Annotated in this window: 23 protein-coding genes; 14 read left to right on the top strand and 9 right to left on the bottom strand. The window is 41.4% G+C overall.

Going from position 1 to position 15,307, the window contains the following annotated elements; all coding sequences use genetic code 11:
• Positions 1-84: 84 nt before the first annotated feature.
• The 3 genes from gpM to G4Y78_RS06390 are packed head-to-tail and all read right to left on the bottom strand — an operon-like array spanning position 85 to position 2,608.
• Complete coding sequence (gene gpM, locus G4Y78_RS06400; protein WP_163832240.1) at positions 85-759, bottom strand: phage terminase small subunit; 675 nt, start codon at positions 757-759, stop codon at positions 85-87.
• Positions 759-1,772, bottom strand: a complete 1,014-nt coding sequence (locus G4Y78_RS06395; protein ID WP_163832239.1) for a phage major capsid protein, P2 family — start codon at positions 1,770-1,772, stop codon at positions 759-761. Before G4Y78_RS06395 ends, gpM begins: the two co-directional genes overlap by 1 nt.
• The gene (locus G4Y78_RS06390) at positions 1,772-2,608 is read right to left on the bottom strand and encodes a GPO family capsid scaffolding protein (protein ID WP_163832238.1); all 837 of its coding nucleotides are present in this window, start codon (positions 2,606-2,608) and stop codon (positions 1,772-1,774) included. Before G4Y78_RS06390 ends, G4Y78_RS06395 begins: the two co-directional genes overlap by 1 nt.
• Here G4Y78_RS06390 and G4Y78_RS06385 point away from each other — a divergent pair.
• From G4Y78_RS06385 to G4Y78_RS06370, 4 genes are all read left to right on the top strand, one after another.
• A complete protein-coding gene (locus G4Y78_RS06385) occupies positions 2,607-2,753 on the top strand; it encodes a hypothetical protein (protein WP_163832237.1) in 147 nt (48 codons plus the stop codon). The genes G4Y78_RS06390 and G4Y78_RS06385 overlap by 2 nt on opposite strands.
• 101 nt (positions 2,754-2,854) lie before the next feature.
• Complete coding sequence (locus G4Y78_RS06380) at positions 2,855-4,603, top strand: terminase large subunit domain-containing protein (RefSeq protein ID WP_163832236.1); 1,749 nt, start codon at positions 2,855-2,857, stop codon at positions 4,601-4,603.
• A gap of 2 nt (positions 4,604-4,605) precedes the next feature.
• Positions 4,606-5,631, top strand: coding sequence for a phage portal protein (locus tag G4Y78_RS06375; RefSeq protein WP_178124452.1), 1,026 nt, complete (start codon positions 4,606-4,608; stop codon positions 5,629-5,631).
• Between the two features lie 61 nt (positions 5,632-5,692).
• A complete protein-coding gene (locus tag G4Y78_RS06370) occupies positions 5,693-5,947 on the top strand; it encodes an ogr/Delta-like zinc finger family protein (RefSeq protein WP_163832235.1) in 255 nt (84 codons plus the stop codon).
• Positions 5,948-5,970: 23 nt separating this feature from the next.
• Here G4Y78_RS06370 and G4Y78_RS06365 read toward each other — a convergent pair whose 3' ends face one another.
• A complete protein-coding gene (locus tag G4Y78_RS06365) occupies positions 5,971-6,171 on the bottom strand; it encodes a hypothetical protein (RefSeq protein WP_163832234.1) in 201 nt (66 codons plus the stop codon).
• A 239-nt stretch (positions 6,172-6,410) separates the two neighbouring features.
• On the opposite strand from G4Y78_RS06365, the gene G4Y78_RS06360 reads away from it, so the two are divergent.
• Entirely contained in the window at positions 6,411-6,746 is a 336-nt protein-coding gene (locus tag G4Y78_RS06360; RefSeq protein WP_163832233.1) for a helix-turn-helix domain-containing protein, read from the top strand.
• 73 nt (positions 6,747-6,819) lie between these two features.
• On the opposite strand, the gene G4Y78_RS31325 is transcribed toward G4Y78_RS06360, so the two are convergent.
• From G4Y78_RS31325 to G4Y78_RS06345, 4 genes are read right to left on the bottom strand one after another with little or no spacing between them, the layout of a single operon-like run.
• Complete coding sequence (locus G4Y78_RS31325) at positions 6,820-6,948, bottom strand: hypothetical protein (protein ID WP_268935055.1); 129 nt, start codon at positions 6,946-6,948, stop codon at positions 6,820-6,822.
• Between the two features lie 36 nt (positions 6,949-6,984).
• Positions 6,985-7,212: a hypothetical protein gene (locus G4Y78_RS06355; RefSeq protein ID WP_163832232.1), complete on the bottom strand. Its 228-nt coding sequence runs from the start codon at positions 7,210-7,212 to the stop codon at positions 6,985-6,987.
• On the bottom strand, positions 7,209-7,952 hold the full coding sequence (locus G4Y78_RS06350; RefSeq protein ID WP_163832231.1) for a replication protein P: 744 nt from the start codon (positions 7,950-7,952) through the stop codon (positions 7,209-7,211). The genes G4Y78_RS06355 and G4Y78_RS06350 overlap by 4 nt, the downstream gene beginning before the upstream one ends.
• Positions 7,953-7,962: 10 nt before the next feature.
• Complete coding sequence (locus G4Y78_RS06345; protein ID WP_163832230.1) at positions 7,963-8,877, bottom strand: replication protein; 915 nt, start codon at positions 8,875-8,877, stop codon at positions 7,963-7,965.
• Positions 8,878-9,404: 527 nt separating this feature from the next.
• Here G4Y78_RS06345 and G4Y78_RS06340 point away from each other — a divergent pair.
• The 9 genes from G4Y78_RS06340 (at position 9,405) to G4Y78_RS06300 (ending at position 14,075) form a co-directional block, all read left to right on the top strand.
• Entirely contained in the window at positions 9,405-10,094 is a 690-nt protein-coding gene (locus tag G4Y78_RS06340) for a helix-turn-helix domain-containing protein (RefSeq protein ID WP_163832229.1), read from the top strand.
• Between the two features lie 146 nt (positions 10,095-10,240).
• Positions 10,241-10,639, top strand: coding sequence for a helix-turn-helix transcriptional regulator (locus G4Y78_RS06335; protein WP_163832228.1), 399 nt, complete (start codon positions 10,241-10,243; stop codon positions 10,637-10,639).
• 18 nt (positions 10,640-10,657) lie between these two features.
• On the top strand, positions 10,658-10,954 hold the full coding sequence (locus G4Y78_RS06330) for a hypothetical protein (protein ID WP_163832227.1): 297 nt from the start codon (positions 10,658-10,660) through the stop codon (positions 10,952-10,954).
• 88 nt (positions 10,955-11,042) lie between these two features.
• Entirely contained in the window at positions 11,043-11,819 is a 777-nt protein-coding gene (locus G4Y78_RS06325) for a hypothetical protein (protein WP_163832226.1), read from the top strand.
• Between the two features lie 40 nt (positions 11,820-11,859).
• On the top strand, positions 11,860-12,126 hold the full coding sequence (locus G4Y78_RS06320) for a hypothetical protein (RefSeq protein ID WP_163832225.1): 267 nt from the start codon (positions 11,860-11,862) through the stop codon (positions 12,124-12,126).
• Positions 12,127-12,155: 29 nt separating this feature from the next.
• The gene (locus G4Y78_RS06315; protein WP_163832224.1) at positions 12,156-12,374 is read left to right on the top strand and encodes a hypothetical protein; all 219 of its coding nucleotides are present in this window, start codon (positions 12,156-12,158) and stop codon (positions 12,372-12,374) included.
• A gap of 10 nt (positions 12,375-12,384) precedes the next feature.
• A complete protein-coding gene (locus tag G4Y78_RS06310) occupies positions 12,385-12,714 on the top strand; it encodes a hypothetical protein (protein WP_163832223.1) in 330 nt (109 codons plus the stop codon).
• A 12-nt stretch (positions 12,715-12,726) separates the two neighbouring features.
• On the top strand, positions 12,727-12,921 hold the full coding sequence (locus G4Y78_RS06305; protein WP_163832222.1) for an excisionase: 195 nt from the start codon (positions 12,727-12,729) through the stop codon (positions 12,919-12,921).
• Positions 12,921-14,075, top strand: coding sequence for a site-specific integrase (locus G4Y78_RS06300; RefSeq protein ID WP_163832221.1), 1,155 nt, complete (start codon positions 12,921-12,923; stop codon positions 14,073-14,075). The genes G4Y78_RS06305 and G4Y78_RS06300 overlap by 1 nt, the downstream gene beginning before the upstream one ends.
• 39 nt (positions 14,076-14,114) lie before the next feature.
• On the opposite strand, the gene G4Y78_RS06295 is transcribed toward G4Y78_RS06300, so the two are convergent.
• On the bottom strand, positions 14,115-14,666 hold the full coding sequence (locus G4Y78_RS06295; protein WP_163832220.1) for a hypothetical protein: 552 nt from the start codon (positions 14,664-14,666) through the stop codon (positions 14,115-14,117).
• Positions 14,667-15,307 lie beyond the last annotated feature (641 nt).

The raw sequence follows: 15,307 nt of genomic DNA, 5'->3' as shown, positions 1-15,307 counted from the left end.
GCCAAGGCACAACCCAATCCAAAAAGGTAAACTAGCGTTGCTTTTTGGTTGGGTGGCCCGGCCGGTTGGGGGAGAGCCGGTTAATTAATGGTTCGTTAATTTTTTCCGTAATTTTTCCAATTTGGTTTTCACTTGAATTTTTTCCCAACAGCCATGGGCTTTTTCGAAATAGGCTAACGCCGTTTCCAGCTGGTTTTTTTCTTCTGCTTGAATCGCCGCTAATTTAAAAAACCGGGCTTTGACTTCTCGCACGACGTCCCACTGGCCGGTTTCGATATACGCCAGGGTTTGTATATAAAGGGCGTCAGCACCATCTATTTGCCTCTCTACTTTCTGTAACACCTCATCACACACAAAGGTGGCCATGTCCCGGCGTCTAAAATGTTCAGGCATGGGTTGCTGTTGTTGTATAGCAATTTCAGCCAGGGCTAAGCCTTTGGCTAATTGATTGGTATCAAAATGCCATATCACCAAATACACCAATACTTCATTAGGGTGTTGCCAGTTAGACGCTAAATAGCGGTCAATATAATCCAGGTATTTAGGGATCAACTGGCGTTTATAATCGGCTTTCGTGTGATACCCCTGCAGTTTTTTTAACGCCTCTAAATCCACCCGTAGCCCACGCAATTGTAACTGGCATAACTGCTTGGCATTGGCCAGGGTGGCAAAGGCGGTTTCGGGACTATACGGCACCCGTTCCGCCGTCTGGATCGCCTGGGCTTGCTGCTGTTTTTGGCGCATGGCGAGGCTTAACATTATTCAGACTCACCCTTAAACTGGATTTGGTCTGGCTCAATAAAGGCGACTTTTTCGTATTGCTCGACTACATAGCCTTCATTACGCGAGTTGTAATCCTCCACCTGATCCCGTCGTGGATTATCCACCACTTGCTTACGCCAGGAGCTGCTTTGAAAATACAACGATAGATTGTTGAAACTGGTCACCATCGCTAACCGTGAGGGCATCCCCGGGAAGCTATACGATGGTAGGCCGCCAATGGTTTGGATCACCTGTTGATTTTCGATGCGCTCTTTTTCCGATGGGGTTTCCCCTTGCAAGTGGTATAGCCGCATGTGGTAATGGCCAATTAATTCACTGCCCACTAAAAACACTAAATCAGAATCCGCCTGAAACGGTTCACCAATCATGTACTTTAAATCAATGGCTAACGCATCTAAGTTCGGGTAATCGGTCCCTAAAATAATCGGTTTATCATCCCCTTTTGATAAGATTTGGCCTGGGGCTTTTTCCCGCATGATTTGCAGCCAGCCTTTATTCACATCCTGTAAGAGTGGGTGTTTTTTTGGATCAGTCTGCGGGGCTGCTTCTTTGCCATACCAGCCGACTTTAATCCGATCCACGCCCATTTGATGCTGTACCGCATTGCTATAACGGCTAGCAAAGTCTTTAAACTTCGCCCACACATCCATCTGCTCATAGCTAATACAGACGTCAGATTCAGTCTTATACAATTGATAACCATCGTTATCTAACTGCACTAAGTTTTTTGGCTGGCGGTCGTTTTCTTTGGTGTTAGTACGACCCGTAACTGAACTTGATACCCCTAAAAAAACCTTTTCCCCTTGTAATTCATCCACTGGAATCACATTGATTTTTTGCAGCAAGGGATTGCTGGCAACAATTTTATCATTCAGTTTTTGGCTAACGGTTGGGGTGACATTAAATTTATGCGCAACATTGCTAACGTTGTAGGTATGCGCCAGGTCGCGCTTGAGTTTATTAAATTTTTGTTGGGTTTCCGTGCGCATTACAGCACCTCTTCATAATCATCTGCAGGGCCAGCACCCAGAGGGACAACAGTACCCTCAACCGACAATTGTTTAATGACGCCTTGTAGTTTTTCAAAGGACTGCTTAAGGCAGTTAAACTCTTCTGCAGAGACACCACTTGTATTCTTGTCAGTCTCTTCCTCTGTGTTATTCGCCGGGTTATCAGCAGGCTTTTCAGTGGTTGAGGATGTTTCTGCAGTAGATGCCTCTTGTTGTGCTGGTGATGCTGCATTGAATGTCGCTAACGTTTCCGTTAGTTGTTTGATGGCATCCGCGTTTTTTTGCTGGCTGTCCATCAGTTGGGTAAATTGCTTTTCATCCATTGGTTTGCCTTGTTCCTGAACGGATTTATCGCGATTAAAGACACGGCTAAACCAGGACTCTGGCTCAGCGATGTCCTCATAACTGAATTGCAGGGGTTGACTGAAATAACTCTCTGACGCTTGACGGCGATGGCTAAAATGTAACTGCGAGGTGCCCACACTGGCAGGTTGATCCGTAATGGCTAAGCCAAATAAATAAGCCTTACCTGTCTTACGAAAATCCGGCAAAATTTCACCCGAGAAAAATAATTGTTGCTGCTGTTCATTCAGTGTATACAGCTTCTGGTTGGGTTTGATTTTCGCAAACAAGCATTGCCGGTCTTGATCATCCGTCTCCGTTTTCAATTCTACCACCTGACCGAAATTGCCATAAAAGCGGAAATGCTCATACCAAATCATGGCGGTATATTCCGCTGGATTATACGACGCTGCCATATCCATAATGGCTTGCGGCTCAATCTCCCGACCATCAATTGTCGGGCCGCTTTTCATGATACAAAGCCAATCAGTGGTTGCCATCTTAATACGTTTTCCGGTTGGTTATTTCAGTCATTCCCCTAAGGTTGGATTTAAAATTAATGGCTTTTTGACAGGCGAGCAACGGGATGATTTTCGCTATTTTGCTGTTTTTGCATAGCGAGGTAATTTTAGGAAAAACCAGCAAATCCACTGAATTATTTTTTGCTCAAGGTCTTTTATTATTAACGCACACCTTAACCTTGCCACTGATATTTGCCTATGAAATATTCTGATGACACCAAACAACAAGCCAAACAATTATATTTACAACGCCACCGCGTCCCTGAAATTGCCAAACAATTAGGCATTGAATCGAAACGGATTATTTATTATTGGGCCGCCCAGGAAGGCTGGACCGATTTAATTCAAAGTGAAACCGCCGAGTCTGCCCTATCCCGTCGCTTAATTATCTTATCCAGCCGGGAAAATAAGACCGATCGGGAACTTAACGAAATGGATCGGCTAGTCAGCCAGTTAGCTAAATTGCAGAAGCCTAAAGCCAGTGTCGTATCTCATATAGAACCAATGGGTAACGAGAGTGACAACAGCCGTTCAGATAAGCCCCGTAAGAAACGTAAGCAAATTAAAAATGATATCAGTAAACTCACGGCTGAGGATTTTCAGCAAAAATTTATCAGTCAGCTATTTGATTATCAACGGGCGTTACGGGCCGTAAAAAATGATCCCAGCTTAAACCGGATTCGTAATATTTTAAAAAGCCGTCAGATCGGGCTCACCTATTACTTTGCAGGGGAAGCCTTTGAGGATGCGGTACTGACGGGCGATAACCAAATCTTTTTATCCGCCAGCCGTGCCCAGGCTGAAATGTTCCGCAGCTATATTACTCAGTTTGCCAAGGATTGGTTTGACCTGGAATTAAAAGGTGATCCGATTACCTTAAGCAATGGCGCCGAATTACGTTTTGTGTCGACCAATGCCAGTACTGCCCAAAGTTATCACGGCCATGTGTATACCGATGAGTATTTTTGGATACCCAAATTTAAAAAGATTAATACCGTCGCCTCCGGCATGGCCATGCACAAAAAATGGCGTAAGACGTATTTTTCCACACCCAGTGCCGTGGGTCATGATGCTTACCCGTTCTGGACGGCCACAGCCTTTAAAAAGAAACATAAAGACATGGCCTTTCCGACCAATGATGAATTAGCCAAGGGGGCGTTATGCCCGGATGGTCAATACCGGCAAATCATTACCATTGAGGATGCCTTAGCCGGTGGCTGTGATTTATTTGATATTGAGCAATTACGCTTGGAATATTCCGAGGATGAATTCAACAACTTGCTGATGTGCCAGTTTATTGATGATAAGCAAAGTGTCTTCAAGCTTAGCGATTTAGAAAAGTGCTGCTCAGACCGATTATTCTGGTTGGATTATGAACCCCACGAAACCCGCCCCTTTGGTGATAATGCCGTATGGTTGGGCTTTGATCCTAGCTGCACCCAGGACGCCGCCACCTGTGTGGTCGTTGCCCCACCGAACCCCGCCTATGGCGACAAGTTCCGGGTATTGGAAAAACACCAGTGGTATAACGCTGACTTTTCTTATCAAGCCCAGCAAATCCGACAACTGACGCAACGCTTTAATGTCCAGCATATTGGCATTGATATCACCGGCATTGGTCGGGGTGTCTATGATTTAGTGCGGGGCTTTTTCCCCTATGCCCGGGCCATCAATTACAGTGTCGATACGAAAAACCAATTGGTATTAAAAGGCTTAGATGTCATCCGGAAAGGCCGCCTGGCCTTTGATGCGGAAATGCAGGATATTCCCCATGCCTTTTTAACCATCAAACAAACCACAACACCCAGTGGACAAATTACCTATAGCGCCAATCGCACCCAGGAAACCGGTCATGCGGATGTCGCCTTTGCCATTTTACATGCGTTATTCAACGAACCCATTAACACCGAATACCAGCAAGCTTCCACTTGGGCCTTTGAGGATTAATCATGTCGAGCCAAACAACACAAAAAAATAAGCCGAACCTACCTATTCCCCAAGAAGCCACGGTGTTCAGTTTTGGTGATCCTGAATCGGTGCTGGCTACCCACCTACAGGATTTTTTAGGGGTGTTTGCCAACCATAACGGCGAGTATTACGAGCCCCCGGTAAGCTTAACAGGCTTGGCTAAGTTATTACGGGCTAACCCCCATCACAGTGCCTGTGCTGGATTTAAACGCAATATGCTAGTCAAACATTATAAGCCCTGCGACTTATTACCCCGACAAGCGATGTATAGGGCTTGCTATGATTTTAATGTGTTTGGTAACTGTTACTTTAAGCGCCTGCTTAATCCTTTTAAACAAACTATCCGTTTACAACATGTGCCTGCGATTAATATCCGCAAAGGGGTAAAACCGGATCAATATTACTGGCTCAACCCTGATAGAAAACTCACGTCATTTAAAAAGGGGGAAATTATTGGATTAATGGAATACGACGTCAATCAACAGTTGTATGGCATCCCTGAATATCTCAGTGCCATGCATTCGGTATTATTAAATGAATCCGCCACCTTATTTCGGCGTCGTTATTATGATAATGGTGCCCATGCGGGTTTTATTTTTTATACCAATGACCCGGGTTTAAGCCCTGAAGGCGTGGCCATGATGCAAAATAAACTCAAGCACTCCAAAGGTGTCGGCAACTTTCGGAGTTTATTTTTACATATTCCTAACGGTAACGAGCATTCGGTAAAAATAATTCCCGTTGGCGATATTGCCACTAAGGATGAATTTGAGCGGATTAAAAATATCAGCCGCAATGACATTATCAGTGCCTGGCGAATGCCCCCTGCCCTCGCGGGTATTATGCCCGAAAATACGGGTGGCTTTGGGGATATCCAAAAAATCAGCCAGGTGTATACCGATAATGAAATTCGTCCCTTATCGGAAACTTTTTTGCAATTGAACGAATATTTATCAGGAAACCAAATTCAATTTGACTTGCCTAATAGCCTGTATAATGAATCGTGAACCGGGATGGTGAAGTTAAATAACGATACTGTTGTATAACTAACAAAAGGGAACAACCCCCATGCAAATTAATTGTCCTCACTGCGAACATAAGGCCGTCATTAAATCCCGTTACAATTTAAGTAAAGATGTGAGCGATTTATACTGTCGCTGCAAAAATACAGAATGTAACCATAAATTTGTTATGAAACTCTCCTTTAGTCATACCTTATCCACACCAGAGCAAGTAACCACAAACCCAGCAGTAGCTGAATTTCTTCAAGGGTTATCAGAAAAAGATCGACAATTAATTGCTCAACAACTGATGGCAAGCTAGTTCAGCCATCAGCCAGGGAGGGTTTATTCATCGTTTTTACACTGTTGGCTCATAGTCTCGATTAAGACAAAGATCATCTCCATCTCCATTGGGGCTGTTTTCATTAGTTGATTTTTTTCAGTTATATTTTCCAAGGTTACTTTTAATTCTTTTAGGCGTGTTTGAATACGTCTTATTTTTGCTTGATAAAAAAACAAGTCTGTTTCACCCTTTGAGCTAATCACTGCTCAGACTCCTATTCCTCAAAATGATAGTCATTGACGGATATACGACTGCTAAAACCATCCGTGATTGAAAGGGCCTATCTCTTTAAAATAATGGGTTATGTTTTTAATTATTTGTTATGCACGACACATATTACAGTAAAGTGTCTATGAAGTGAATAAAAAAACAAGGTTTTCAGCTTACCAATTTGGGGTAAAATCTTAAGTATTACTAACATTAGAAGTCACTGAAGTAAATAATGATGAATGAAATAAACGAAAATCAACAACGTGGAAAGCGCCTAACCAAAGCAATGGGCACCCGAAATATAACTGTACGTCAACTGGCGGATTCTTTGGGCATCAGTCATACCGCCGTGACCCACTGGCGAAAAGGTGGATCAATTAGCCTGGAACATATTATTGAAACCTGTAAAGAGTTGAATATTTCCATTGACTGGCTGTTGACGGGAGATAAGTATTTTTTTCTACGAGGTTTAACCAACGATCAGCAACAAGCCGTCGTTAAACTGGTAGCCGCATTGCGGAAAGGTAATAAGAAGTTTTTAAACAAGCCTATAAATATTATTGAATAATTCTTATTTGGCATATTAAAGCTGATAGTGGGTACAGCAAAATCCCATCCTATCAGTGTTTACTGCCCTTTCATTAAAAAACAAAAAGGGTTTCATTATAGGCACATTGTGTCGTGGGCTTGGTTAGTGCGTCACTCAGTTGGTTACCGACCCATAACCCGGCAACGACAGATAAAGATAAATAGATAAGGGCTTTTTTCATAGCAGGGTTACCTGTTTATAGTTTTTATATAATGGCTTAACTTAATTGCACCAACTCGCCCACCTCTGGATTGCCCGAGTAAAAGGTTAAATCCTCACGGCGATAACACTCGCTGATATAGGGGCTTGAGCACCAGAAATGGTAACCGTCTAATGCCTGGTTAATCTGGTCCACCTTCAGCAAACACGGTTGACCATTCGGGCCTAAACCTTGCTCATAGTATTTAGAGCTGGGGCGGATTTGGGCATACAGTGAATAGCTCATGCGGGTGTCTCCTCAATGACACGTTGACCTAACATGCCTCTCATGGCGGCCATGGCATCTTTGGCATTGGTTAAATGATTGAGTCCCATTGATTCAATCTGCTGTTGTTGTTGTGTATCGTGATAAACCTTATTGCGTTCAGCCAAGCTTTGTTGGCTTTGATCAGTGATCGCCTTGGGAATATCTGTCAGTGATTCACCAGCCAATACACGACGAGTGACGATGGCATAATTGCGTTTAAACAACGGAAACACTTCGGCTTCGGTACGGGCTTTTAATTCAAAATACCCGGTTTCCTGGGCAGCAACTTTTACCCCTTCATGGGACCAACCGGCCGTTGTCGGGTTATGGCTATGATCACAAGCCTCACGATACGCTAACGCAACCTCGGGTAAGCCCACATCTTCCGGTTGCGGTTGACACCATTGAATAAACGTTCCCACGCTCGGCACAAAATCTTTATCAATCCCCCGGGCTTTATTTAATCCAATGCGGACTTGCTCGACTTGGTGAATACCATGGGTAATAAACCCTTTGGTCCAATTGCGTTTGGCACTGGCTAATACCTCGGGATCAGCAAAGGCTTGTCGCCAAGCAGAAAAAATACCTACCAACTCGCGAAAAATTAAATTCACCAATTGCGCGGCATGCTCAGAGACATCCTGCTGATTAGACGCCGGTTGTGGTGTATTGGGTTGATTAAAATTAATTCGAGAAATTATGTCACTGGTTTTTTTCATGGTGTCATCCTCACAGACCTAAGTCATGGCGCCAGCTGGTATCATCCCAATCCATCCCCCCAGGTTTGATTCCATTGGGTTTAACAGGGCCGGTCGTTGGAACGGGTGGCATGGCTTTTTCAGCCGCAAAGCGTTGGGCATTACGCATCCAGTTTCGCCAGGCTGACGCCCAGCAAGTGAACGTGGAACCTTTGGCCCGGTGGTGATCCAGAAATTTTTCAGTTTCGATAATCAAATCGACCCGAATAAAATTCTCACTGGCCCACCGAATTAATTCCGGTGTCATCGGAAAATGTTCAGGGGCAGTGGTGGTTCGTTTGGCTGGTGTACGACGTTTGGATTTTTTACTCGGTTGTGGGTTGGTTTCCTCCAAGGGGGGATTAAAGGGGGTAATAGTGTTTTTTGGTTTAGTGTCTTTTTGTCTTTTGTGGTGACCGTTTTCAGTCACTTTTTCTGACCGATTTCGGTCACTACACTGACCGTTTTCGGTTTGTTTGGGAGTGACGGAATTCGGTTTGTTTACTGACGGATTTCGGTCACTAACCTGACCGTTTTTGGTTTCTTTATGAGTGACCGATTTCGGTTTGTTTAGTGACGGTTTTTGGTTAGTTTCGATTTTGCTAAAACACCAGTTAGCCAAACTTTTATTGATGCCAATTTTACGACCTCTGGTGATTACGATTTTGCGCTCTTTGAGTATTCGTAAATCGGCATGTAGGTGGGTGGTGGCACCATCATAAGCCATTAAATCAGCTAATTGGCTGGCAGAAATCCAGTCAACCTCGATGTTATAGCCAATTGTTTTTCTAATCACCGCCATCAAAATACGAAACTGGCGGCCAGAAATATCCAGCTGACAAATAGCTTCCAATAACTGGTTATTGAGTCGTACATAGCCATTGCAGTTATCATAAACATCATCCATAATAAATACTCCAAATGTGGTTAGGAAAGCTGCTTTTCTCTTTGCGGGGGTTAGCAGCTTTTTTATTGCCTGCAAGAAACCCTGCCTTATTTTTTTCAGACATAAAAAATCCTTAGCTCACTGAATTCAGTCAGTAATTAATAAGTCATTGGTTGATAAAACACCCTCGAAATACAACGAGAGTATTAGAGGGTTAGCTAAGTCTTACATTGAGGTACCATCATGGATGCTCCTTGCTAGGTTGGTGACTGTATAAACTAACAGTAGAATTAAGTTAAGTGACGCTTACTAAAACTTGAGATAAAGTTTTACCTATTCAGCACAAACACAATCGACCTATCAGGGTATGTGCTTTTGTCTCCTTTTCACATATACCGCTGAATTTAGGCGTAAAGGTGCCACAGGCACTGGTGTTTGTGCTGATAAGGGTTTAACATGTTAACCGGTACTCTATTGTAGGGTGCCGGTTTTTTTATTGTATTGTCATAGTAATAGCGAATTTTGTAAACTTCAAGTAGAATTTTTGCATGAGTGAAATCTGGAAAAAACTTAGAGCGCGACGCAGAGAGCTAGATTTAACTCAAAAAGAAGTCGCAGACTATTGCGAGGTTTCTGTGACTTCAGTTTCTCAATGGGAGTCACAAGCCCCTGAAAGACAAGCCTTTCCCAGACAAGACAAAATACAAAAACTAAGTGAAATATTACAAGTTGATACTAATTGGTTTTACTCAGATGATGAGGATTCAATATTCTCAGCTGTATCTATTCTTGAGGAGGATGAATACCAAAAAGCTAAAGCCAAAGTAAATGAGCGTCAGATGAGTAGCCTTTGGTCGAAACTTCGTAAGCGCCGAAAAGAGTTGAACCTAACACAGGGTGAAATAGCTAAATACTGCGAAGTATCTTTAGCTGCAGTTGGTAAATGGGAGTCCAAAGATCCTGAGACAAGGGCTTATCCTAAACGGAATAAGCTACAGAAGCTAAGTGAAGTTTTAAAAGTAAACCACCTTTGGTTACTTGATGGAAATGAAAGCTTGTCTGCAACTCAAGAACATACCGATAAAATTTCCTCGAACTCTATATCTCCTGATCCTGCTTTTTGGCAAGAACAAATGAGGATCATAAACACTTACACAGACCTCGTAGCTAAAAACAAGCTTACACCTGCAGACTTAAAAATCCTTGATGCTTTAGCAGAATATATAATCAATAGATAACTCCTTCCCTCTTCTGCTCTTTTTTTCACCTTAGAGTTGTCCTACAATCAAGCCAACCCAATTAAAAATTAATTTATAAGTTTTTAGTTGTATTTTAAGTTTTTAGTGTTATTCTATTATTCAAGAAATTAACTTGAGTTTTAGCTATGGACAGCTCAATACCTGCAACTAACTGTATTACCGATGGCCACTGGCAAGCCAATCTAAATAACCCATACCTAGCCCCGCGTGAGATTAAATATTGCATAGGGCTACTGTCGGGTAAGACAGATAAAGTCATTGCCAGAGAGCAAGGGGTTGAGCCCAGCTCAGTCAGTAATCGAATTAAAAATGTACACTACAAGTTAAACACCCATAACCGTGCACATTTAGTGGCTGAGCTGATCCGGCTAAAAATTGTGAGTCCATTACTGATTGTATTAAGTTTTTTCGCATTACCTGAATTACCCCGAGTTGTTAAAGATGACCCTAATAAACCCAGGCCCGTGCGGATAGCACAACGGTCTGTTAGACGACAAGAAACGTTCAGCACGTTAAGCGTGTAACTAACCAAGGAGAAAATAATGACACCCATGGAAAATCCTTTATTCGTTCAAATAGCCTCAAACGATATGGTTAATTTTGAAGAGTTAGCCAAAGAACTTGGCTTTGAATCGATCTTTGTTAATAACTATGACTATGACATAGAAGAGGACGGAGACAAATTAATTAATGATTGGAACCCAGGAGAAATTGCAGGGTTTAATTTTGCACTGAAATTTTGGGACCATGATGATGGTATGACAGCCATGTTTGTTAAACCCTTAACCAATAGTGCCAAACTACTTTGGGAGACTGGTAAAAACTTAGAAGTTAAATAATCAAGCAGTCATATTCCACTCATTATTTAATTAATATTTTCTTGCTCAATATTGAGCCACGGTATTTTTTTGCCTACAGAAAGGAGCAATGATGAACTTCGAAACACCCAATCAACGTATGGAAAAGCTTGAAGAACAAGTACAACGAGCGCTAGCCAATCACAAGGTTAAAGAGCTGGTTAATACTGAGCATGTACAGCTCTACCGTTGCCAAAAACCGGGAACATGGGTCTATGGGTTTGACATTATTCTAAGCCCTACCTGTATTACGGTAAGTGGTGATATAGGGGAAGTGCTGTATACCGTTGGCCGAGATATGGGCTTTTTAGCAAAAGACGGCTGCTCAGGTTATGGCCTAGGTAAGCTTGAGCAAGTGTATAGAGATAAAAAAGAAGTTAACGACTTTTTGGTAGCAGATTATTTATATAGTTTAATTTATGAATATTTTGAATTAGGCACTATTGAAAGTAGCGACCTTCCCGATGAGATAAAAGAACCGTCAGCGCTGAATCAAGATAATCCAAAAGAACTGGCAATCGCTATCAATAGCCTCTTTTGTCAAGTAATAGAGGTGCTTTATGAAAACGAGCCAGAAGAGTTACCAGAATGGTTAAGGCAAATAAAAGCCAATGAAGATGAAGTAGAAAATATTTACTATTTATTCGATCAACTTAGACACCATGATTACAAGCCTAGCGAGCAAGAGCTGTATAACATTATTCACAATAATAATTTATGTGAGATAGACCCGGATTGGTGGGAACGCGGCCTGACCGTTATAGATTGGCATGTACTGTGGGTTTGTGCGTGCGCTGAGTTTGCAGCAAAGCAATGGCTTGAGCAGGATATAAACAAAGCTGCATAGTCATATATCCCTATAAAAATAATGATTGGATAGTAAAAATATGATTTCAAAAAACAATTGCCGAACATTAGCAAATCAATCTATCGAAAAATATGTTAATCACTGTGCTTGCGAAGATATTGATGAGGTTATTCAAGCGTTAGGCGAAAGCTTGATTATTACGTTCGCTATATTCAAGGAATCCGCTAAACGCAATCCTGAATTAGCGAATGAAATACTTAACCAGTTTATAGACTCAACCAAACAACCGCATCACGCTGTCACAATTATTCGAGACACAACGGCGAGTAGTATGCAGGCGCACTAACAATCACTGGCTGTAATGGAGAAACGGATATGGAAATCAATCGAATGGAGCTAACCAAAAAGAATCTCAGGTTATATGAGAAAGCTAAGCAATACATAGAGTATTACACTCTAGCAAAAAATAAAAAACCAATGCAGTTGCATATTACCAAAGAACAGTTGGAAGCCTTTAAAATGAATTTAATTAAGTTCAACTGTAAGCCGCCTTATACCATTAATGGCGTGCGACTTATCCCCTTAATAAATTAAGGACAAAAGCATGTTAACCATCACTAGGCGTGTTGGTGAATCGGTCAGAGTTGGTGAACACCGTATCGTATTGCGTGGTAGGCGATACGGTTTTGCTGAGCTGAGTATTTTTCACCAAGGGAAGTTACAAATCAAACAAATCGACTTTGGCAAAAAGCTTAATATTAATGACGCTATATCCCTCACGGCAATGCCTCATATAGCTGGTATTAGAGATTCACTGTCACAAGTTGATTTATTTATTCAAGCCCCACTCTCAATCAAGATAGAACGTGATGAACTAGAAGCCGGAATAAAAACCAAACGGAGAAAACCTCAGTATATTGGGGTAATGAGTTAAGGAGAAAATATCATGCAACTCAAATGGGTCAAATTAAAAAAATACCTTGAACTATCTGGTGATACTCGTGATGCATTTGTTAACAAACAAAAAACCGGTATGTTCCTCCGAGACAGAGAGTATCGTACTTGTAGTGACGGGCGTGTATGGGTCAACCTTGAAGCGGTAGAAAAATGGGCTCAAAAAAGTGAACCTAGGAGGCATTAATGACCTCATCGCTTCCTAGAGGAATAAGGATAAGAAAACATAAGCAATCAGAGTCTATTCTGATTGCTTTCATGTATAGAGGGGTTGAATGTAGAGAAACCCTAAAGCTAAAGCCAACTAGAGCAAATTTACGTTATGCTGAAGCGCTTAGAGCAGAAATTATTGGGAAAATAGAACGTCACATATTTAAATACAGTGATTACTTTCCAGAATCCCCACGGTGTAAAGTATTTGGTGAATGTACTCGAGTAAATACTACAGTTGCAGAGTTACTAAAAGAATATATCAATGACCTTCACAGGACTGTAGAGCCTTCAACAGCTCTGCGCTATAAACGGTCTATTGAAGGTCAGCTACTTCCAGAGTTTGGAGAAATTCTCGTTACAGAGCTTACACCGAAACATATTCGTGAATGGGTTAAATCGAAAAATTGTAAGCGTAAAACCATTGCCAACCACCTTATCCCCTTAGTTAAGGCACTTCGGCTGGCTGTTGTAGACGCTATTATTCCCAGGTCACCAATGGATGCAATATCTCTTGATGATTTCATTCATAAAGATGCTAGAGTCAGTAATTTTAAAGTCGACCCTTTTAAACCTGCAGAAATACAACAGCTACTGGAAAGCATGGAGGGACAGGTAAAAAATGCTTTTCAGTTTGCTTTTTATACAGGGGTTAGAACTAGTGAACTCATAGGACTTACTTGGGATAAAGTTAACTTAAAAGGCAAGTCTGTTTTGATTGACCAGGCTAAAGTAGAAGGTCTACTCAAAGGCACCAAAACAGGTACCAAGGGTGAAAGATTAATACATCTCTTCCCTTCTGCTATATCAGCCCTAGAATCTCAGTTTAACTATACGAACAACAACGATTTTGTGTTTCATAATCCACGAACAAACCAAGCCTGGAAAAATGATCAGCAAATTAGAAAATGTGCTTGGATTCCTGCGATAAAAAAAAGTGGCCTACGCTATCGGAACCCGTACCAAACTAGGCATACCTACGCATGCCTTCTTATAGCAAGAAATGAAAACCTATTCTGGATAGCAAGCCAAATGGGCCACCAAGGCATTGAGATGATTAACAGGCATTATGGAATGTTTATTGAAGAGGCTGGAGACGATAATAAATACAAGCCTAATTATGAGTGGTAGCTCAGTACTGCTACCACTAGCTCTTAGCAATGAAAAACACTAACCAGGATGATCAAAAGTTTTTATAATATTCTTACCTGTATACTGCTCAATATTTTTCATCATTTCCTCAAAGGTATCTTTTCTAACCTTGTAAAGAGGTAAATACACGGAGAATAATGATGTGTATATAAAAAAATGTTGAGGTGTCCACACCATAGACCAAACTTGCGAGGGGGCAAACTCAAATAAACCGCCAGGGGTCATAAAAGAAGCCTTGTCTTCTTTTAACTCAAATGTATGAATACCAAAATTGCCTTTATCGAAGCTTAAATAACTCTTTTTAGCATCATGACGTAAAACATACTTTGATAACGCAGACAATACAAAAGCAACGACCAAAAGCCCAATAGTCACACCAAGCATTAGCTCAACCTGCCCTTTGTCAAATACAAACGTTAGTAGTACAAGTTGTGCAATCCAAAAACAGCCTAATCTTGAATAGTAAACAAAAAACATCAACCAAGAGTGAGTGCCTATACAAGCACTTGTATGAAGTTCAGTTATTGCATTCCAAACTTCTTCCTTAGTTAATTCAAATTCGACTCTCATACTTATCCTTCATTTAACTCCAAGTAGCAAGCGGTCCAGAATAGAACTGTACGGAAATATCTAGACCCCTAAAAAATACTTAAGACTCTTCTTTGCCATGCAGACTATCCTTAAACTCAACGCGCATAATTAAAAGTGGTCAGATATTAATCACTTAAAGATCTTTAAGCGTGATCAAATTCACATACAGAGCAAAACTTGATCTGATCAAGCTTTAATCTGAGACAGATTTCACAAAGGTGGTTGAAGATTGATCACGGATGCCATACAAACACATATAGGGAAAGAAGAGATTAAGTCATGCAATAAAAAGTTTTTATTCTTGTAATATTTTTCGCACTCAATTCGCACGCAGTCCATTTTTGGAAATTTTATCTTTAAAATCAATTAGTTAAATGCCTTATACGAACATTCAATTCCCGCCGCCTCCACCACTTCCACTCACCTTGAATTTCCTTAAAACCCTTTAAAATCAACCACTTAGAACATTACCTGAAAACCTTACAGGGTGAGGTTTTGTCTAAAAGTGGGTACCAAATTCACACGAAATTCACACGAGAAATGCTATTGCTTAATAACTAGTCTGATTAAAAGATGAGTTATATATGGTGATGAGATATAAAAAACTGGACTTGCCAGAA

It is taken from the genome of Spartinivicinus ruber (assembly GCF_011009015.1).
GTDB lineage: Bacteria > Pseudomonadota > Gammaproteobacteria > Pseudomonadales > Zooshikellaceae > Spartinivicinus > Spartinivicinus ruber.
The sequence above is the reverse complement of the archived record's forward strand: the minus strand, read 5'-3'. Positions and strand labels throughout refer to the sequence as shown.

Bases quoted from the DNA above. Each gene is read 5' to 3' on its own strand.
- gpM (WP_163832240.1), bottom strand. From the start codon at position 759: ATGTTAAGCCTCGCCATGCGCCAAAAACAGCAGCAAGCCCAGGCGATC.
- G4Y78_RS06395 (WP_163832239.1), bottom strand. From the start codon at position 1,772: ATGCGCACGGAAACCCAACAAAAATTTAATAAACTCAAGCGCGACCTG.
- G4Y78_RS06385 (WP_163832237.1), top strand. From the start codon at position 2,607: ATGATACAAAGCCAATCAGTGGTTGCCATCTTAATACGTTTTCCGGTT.
- G4Y78_RS06390 (WP_163832238.1), bottom strand. From the start codon at position 2,608: ATGAAAAGCGGCCCGACAATTGATGGTCGGGAGATTGAGCCGCAAGCC.
- G4Y78_RS06380 (WP_163832236.1), top strand. From the start codon at position 2,855: ATGAAATATTCTGATGACACCAAACAACAAGCCAAACAATTATATTTA.
- G4Y78_RS06375 (WP_178124452.1), top strand. From the start codon at position 4,606: ATGTCGAGCCAAACAACACAAAAAAATAAGCCGAACCTACCTATTCCC.
- G4Y78_RS06370 (WP_163832235.1), top strand. From the start codon at position 5,693: ATGCAAATTAATTGTCCTCACTGCGAACATAAGGCCGTCATTAAATCC.
- G4Y78_RS06360 (WP_163832233.1), top strand. From the start codon at position 6,411: ATGATGAATGAAATAAACGAAAATCAACAACGTGGAAAGCGCCTAACC.
- G4Y78_RS31325 (WP_268935055.1), bottom strand. From the start codon at position 6,948: ATGAAAAAAGCCCTTATCTATTTATCTTTATCTGTCGTTGCCGGGTTA.
- G4Y78_RS06355 (WP_163832232.1), bottom strand. From the start codon at position 7,212: ATGAGCTATTCACTGTATGCCCAAATCCGCCCCAGCTCTAAATACTAT.
- G4Y78_RS06350 (WP_163832231.1), bottom strand. From the start codon at position 7,952: ATGAAAAAAACCAGTGACATAATTTCTCGAATTAATTTTAATCAACCC.
- G4Y78_RS06345 (WP_163832230.1), bottom strand. From the start codon at position 8,877: ATGGATGATGTTTATGATAACTGCAATGGCTATGTACGACTCAATAAC.
- G4Y78_RS06340 (WP_163832229.1), top strand. From the start codon at position 9,405: ATGAGTGAAATCTGGAAAAAACTTAGAGCGCGACGCAGAGAGCTAGAT.
- G4Y78_RS06335 (WP_163832228.1), top strand. From the start codon at position 10,241: ATGGACAGCTCAATACCTGCAACTAACTGTATTACCGATGGCCACTGG.
- G4Y78_RS06330 (WP_163832227.1), top strand. From the start codon at position 10,658: ATGACACCCATGGAAAATCCTTTATTCGTTCAAATAGCCTCAAACGAT.
- G4Y78_RS06325 (WP_163832226.1), top strand. From the start codon at position 11,043: ATGATGAACTTCGAAACACCCAATCAACGTATGGAAAAGCTTGAAGAA.
- G4Y78_RS06320 (WP_163832225.1), top strand. From the start codon at position 11,860: ATGATTTCAAAAAACAATTGCCGAACATTAGCAAATCAATCTATCGAA.
- G4Y78_RS06315 (WP_163832224.1), top strand. From the start codon at position 12,156: ATGGAAATCAATCGAATGGAGCTAACCAAAAAGAATCTCAGGTTATAT.
- G4Y78_RS06310 (WP_163832223.1), top strand. From the start codon at position 12,385: ATGTTAACCATCACTAGGCGTGTTGGTGAATCGGTCAGAGTTGGTGAA.
- G4Y78_RS06305 (WP_163832222.1), top strand. From the start codon at position 12,727: ATGCAACTCAAATGGGTCAAATTAAAAAAATACCTTGAACTATCTGGT.
- G4Y78_RS06300 (WP_163832221.1), top strand. From the start codon at position 12,921: ATGACCTCATCGCTTCCTAGAGGAATAAGGATAAGAAAACATAAGCAA.
- G4Y78_RS06295 (WP_163832220.1), bottom strand. From the start codon at position 14,666: ATGAGAGTCGAATTTGAATTAACTAAGGAAGAAGTTTGGAATGCAATA.